This is a genomic window from Dethiosulfatibacter sp. (genome assembly GCF_983023055.1).
This window is the reverse complement of the sequence record NZ_CEZJXU010000224.1, coordinates 1-4,122: the sequence shown is the minus strand read 5'-3', so window position 1 is coordinate 4,122 and position 4,122 is coordinate 1. Positions and strand designations below refer to the sequence as shown.

At 36.6% G+C, this 4,122-nt stretch carries 4 protein-coding genes; 1 reads left to right on the top strand and 3 read right to left on the bottom strand.

The window, feature by feature from the left end:
- Positions 1-291: 291 nt before the first annotated feature.
- Entirely contained in the window at positions 292-1,188 is an 897-nt protein-coding gene (amrB, locus tag AC3AX0_RS08525; RefSeq protein WP_487549874.1) for an AmmeMemoRadiSam system protein B, read from the top strand.
- A 209-nt stretch (positions 1,189-1,397) separates the two neighbouring features.
- On the opposite strand, the gene AC3AX0_RS08520 is transcribed toward amrB, so the two are convergent.
- From AC3AX0_RS08520 to alr, 3 genes are all read right to left on the bottom strand, one after another.
- Positions 1,398-2,123, bottom strand: a complete 726-nt coding sequence (locus tag AC3AX0_RS08520; RefSeq protein WP_487549873.1) for an HAD-IB family hydrolase — start codon at positions 2,121-2,123, stop codon at positions 1,398-1,400.
- A gap of 121 nt (positions 2,124-2,244) precedes the next feature.
- On the bottom strand, positions 2,245-2,691 hold the full coding sequence (locus AC3AX0_RS08515) for an EamA family transporter (RefSeq protein WP_487549872.1): 447 nt from the start codon (positions 2,689-2,691) through the stop codon (positions 2,245-2,247).
- A 27-nt stretch (positions 2,692-2,718) separates the two neighbouring features.
- Entirely contained in the window at positions 2,719-3,879 is a 1,161-nt protein-coding gene (alr, locus tag AC3AX0_RS08510; protein WP_487549871.1) for an alanine racemase, read from the bottom strand.
- Positions 3,880-4,122: the final 243 nt, after the last annotated feature.

Genomic DNA, 4,122 nt, shown 5'->3' with positions numbered 1-4,122 from the left:
CGACTATACCACAATTAAACTAAATGCCGAACATGTACTTTACAAACATGTTCGGCATTTTTTTCCTCAATTCTATGATGTTTTAATACTTAAACTAGAACAATTCATTTTCTGACCTGAATTTATATACTACGAACTGCAGGGGATACAAATGATGTAATTAATGTAAGGTATACAGTTATATGACCGTTCAATACTGGAATACGAGTTTAAAAATATTGTGAAATGTGGTAAAATATAAGTGAATATATTTTTGCTATATCAATTCCATCAGTTTTGAGGTGAATTCTTATGAAGAAAATACTAACATTACTTATTTGTCTTTCTCTCTTGTCTACATGTACCGGATGTACAATTAAAGGACCTGTTGAAACACAAGATATTTCAGAAGATTATATATCAACTGAATATAACCAATGCCTGCCCTTTGATCTCAACCTCTTTTATAATGGTCTGGAAAACAGCAAGGTCATATCAGAAGAAGACTGCTATTCAAATGTAAAGGGATTGATATCCACACATCATCTTCTGGCGTCAGATCTTGTCCACAATCTGTTAAAATCCGTTGAAAAAAACCACTACGACAATATAGTGATAATAGGTCCGGACCACAATTCAAGAAGAGGCAATGATATAATAATCTCCAACAACGACTGGTCCACACCTTTCGGTACCTTGAAAATCAATGCAAAGTATAATGAAAAACTATCCACACATCCACTTGTAAAAATCGACAATGGATTCATGGAGCTTGAACATTCAAATTCTGTACTCATTCCCTTCATAAAGTATTATTTTCCTGCTGCAAAAATCAACACCGTTGCTCTTCCCACAACACTTACAATAAAAGAATCCACTGATTTCGGCAACTTCCTTGCAGAAACACTGGACTCTGAAAACACTTTACTAATAGCCTCCATAGACTTCAGCCACTATCTGTCATACAGAGAGGCCTCACTTCATGATGTGGAAACCTTCAGTTCCATATCCGATATGGATTTTGAAAGGATTTCAAGATATACAAATGATAATCTGGATTCTCCAGAAACACTTATTACCTTTCTCACCTATGTTGACTCAATGGGTTGTCACAAGAACCTCTTGGAGAATAAGAATTCAGCACAATATGTTAAACCCGGAGAAGAAGGTACTACTAGTTATTTTACAATGGTGTATACGTCGGATTAGTTTCCATCGAAGTTAAGAATTATTGATTTCAATTTCCTACTTCGATGTTCGTTCATGAAAATCATGTAACTATTCCCTGTTCCGTCGATTATGTCTTTCTTGATTTAATATAGATGAAAGACATATCTCCAAGTCACGACTCATAGTCACCTGATTCTCATTTCACTTTTAATGTGAACTATCCAACTATATATTAATTTATATCAACCTTAAAAATCTATCTTTGAAAAATCCAACCTGTAGATCATATCTTTTCTTTCAACCACTATATTTGTCTTTTCCGCAATCTCTTCATTTCCTCTTAATTTGCTAAGCAGCTCTCTTGTAGGATTTACAGCTGTTGGATGTCCCAATATTGAAAGCATTGAATAATCCCCTGCCGTATCTCCGTATCCGTAGGATTTTGAAAGGTCTATGTTGTATTTTTCTACAAAGTCCCCTATGGCACGTATCTTATTTTTGCTGTCCCACATTGGAGTAATATTCCCTGTAAAGCAGTCCTTTTCGTCCTTTTCATACCTGGTTCCTATATAGTCATCGAATCCGTGCATTTCCGCCATTTCCCTTACAAGTTCTTCTGGAGATCCTGATATTGTTATAACCTTATGCCCCATGTCCTTGTGCCATCTTATCCTGTCTCTGGTAAACTTATAGACCCGGTCTCCGTTTTGCTCCACAACCTTTTTTGCTATGAATTCAATCTGAGATTTATGAAGTCCTACAGTGGCATCTATATAGATTTCAGCTATCTTAAGAAGATAGTCGTCATAGTTTCCTCTTCTCTTGTCCCACTTGTCATATTTTTCCTTAACCTCATTGAACCATCTCTGCTGGCCAATAAGCTCAGACTTCACCAGCTTCTTGAAAGTTGCAGTAATGAGACCTTCCCTGTAAAGTGTTCCGTCTATGTCAAAAAAAGCAGCCGTTATTCCCATAGTCTCCTCCTGATGTTTTTGTTTATTATATCATATGAAGATTGTAATGCAAAACAGTCCTTCATCTAATAATTAGATTTCAGACTGCTTTAATTAATTTTTTAAAATTTTAATTTGGTATTTATTCGGGAGACATTTTCCCTATCGTAAACAATATGATTGTTGTAACGGCAGCTGACACAGACAATGCATAGTATATATTCATCCTTTCCTTAAGAACAAAAATCCCTACTATTACCGAAGTCGTAATTATAGAAAGGACTGCATATAGAATATAATAGGATGGCCCGAACCTGCTGTAGAGAAGATAAAACCCTGTAAAGGTAAGTGCAAGGCCTGCTCCTCCAAAAATTATCCATTTATAGTTCATGACAATATAACTTCTGATTCCGATTTTGGGAAAAGCCATGGACAACGTAGAAAGTATGACTATGCATAACGCCATTGCAAGAATTATGAACAAAAAAGGACTGGCTGAAGCATCAGTCTTTTTCTGGCTCAATGCATACATTGCATTGCCGACTGCAGCCATAAGGGCAAATATTATTGAAAACAATACATGGGGCATGTGTATTCTCCTTTAAGATGTCTCTTATCAAACCAGATAATTCCTGATAGCTACTTCCTCTCTATTTTTCGTATATACTCTGGGAAGCCTTCTGTCAAGCATTGTAACTATCTCATAGTTTATAGTGCCCAGAAGTTCGGCTACCTGGTCGATATTAAGTCCTGCATCAGTTCCGTCATCATAAATCACAACCTCATCGCCCATTTTTGCATAAGGAACATCTGTCAAATCCACTACACACTGGTCCATACAAATTCTTCCCAGAATCCTGCACCTAACTCCTTTTACAGACACTTCCATCTTTCCTGAAAGAAGTCTTGAAAATCCGTCAGCATAGCCAAGGGGCAATGTTCCAATAATCATTTCCTTGTTCGCAATAAACTTGTGTCCGTAACTTATTCCTTCACCCTTTTGTATTGTCTTTACAAGGGCTATTCTCGCCTTAAGTGTAATTGTCTGCCTGAGGTCCACATTTGACTTGTTAACCTCGTCGGAAGGATATAGCCCTGTTAGCATGATTCCAGGTCTTACCATTTCATAGTTAAATTCCGGAAGATCTATTATAGAGGCACTGTTTGAAATATGTCTTGTAGGTATTCTAAGTCCCTTTTCAACAAGGCTATCATAGAAATCATCAAATCTTTTCTGCTGATTTTTTGCTATTGCCTTGTCAAATTCATCGGCTCTTGCCATATGTGTATATATTCCCTCAATTCCAAGCCTTTCCGATTCTTTTAATTCTAGAATTTCATCTCTGCTCTTCTCTGTAGTAATAAAACCAAGCCTGTTCATTCCAGTTTCAATCTTGATGTGAAGCGCTGCATATTGATCCATTTCCTCGCACTTTTTGCTAATTCCTATTCCCTGGTCATATGTATATATGGTCAGTGTGATATCGTTTTCAATGGCAAGTCCATAAGCTTCCTCTGGAGTATATCCAAGTACCAATATAGGAATATCCTTATATTCCTTTCTGATTTCAAGGGCTTCATCAAGAACTGCCACTGCAACCATGTCCGCATCCTCGTCAATATAAGTCTTTGCTATTTCAATTACTCCCTGCTTATAGGCATCAGCCTTTATTACGGGACAAATTTTTGTACCTTTTTTTACAACTCTTTTTACTTCATTGAAGTTATGGATGACATTATCCAAATTCACCTCAACCCATGCCGGTCTCTTTATCATTTTTCTACCTCTTGTAATTTATTTAAAAGTTGCTCTAATTGAGCAACTTTATCTACCATAAGTACATTTTACTGCATAACAGCCAAATGTCAATACAAGTTTCATTATTTTAGAAACAAGGTTTCAAAATTCCAGTGTTCCAAGGTATTTTGTAAATATTAACGATCGTGGGCAACAAGAAAGCAGCTTCGCTGCGTTATCCGGGTCACGCTTCATGTGACCATAACGGATATTAAGAGGTCG

What these genes read in the sequence shown, in the direction of transcription:
- amrB (WP_487549874.1), top strand. Translation starts at nt 292, where the DNA reads ATGAAGAAAATACTAACATTACTTATTTGTCTTTCTCTCTTGTCTACA.
- AC3AX0_RS08520 (WP_487549873.1), bottom strand. Translation starts at nt 2,123, where the DNA reads ATGGGAATAACGGCTGCTTTTTTTGACATAGACGGAACACTTTACAGG.
- AC3AX0_RS08515 (WP_487549872.1), bottom strand. Translation starts at nt 2,691, where the DNA reads ATGCCCCATGTATTGTTTTCAATAATATTTGCCCTTATGGCTGCAGTC.
- alr (WP_487549871.1), bottom strand. Translation starts at nt 3,879, where the DNA reads ATGATAAAGAGACCGGCATGGGTTGAGGTGAATTTGGATAATGTCATC.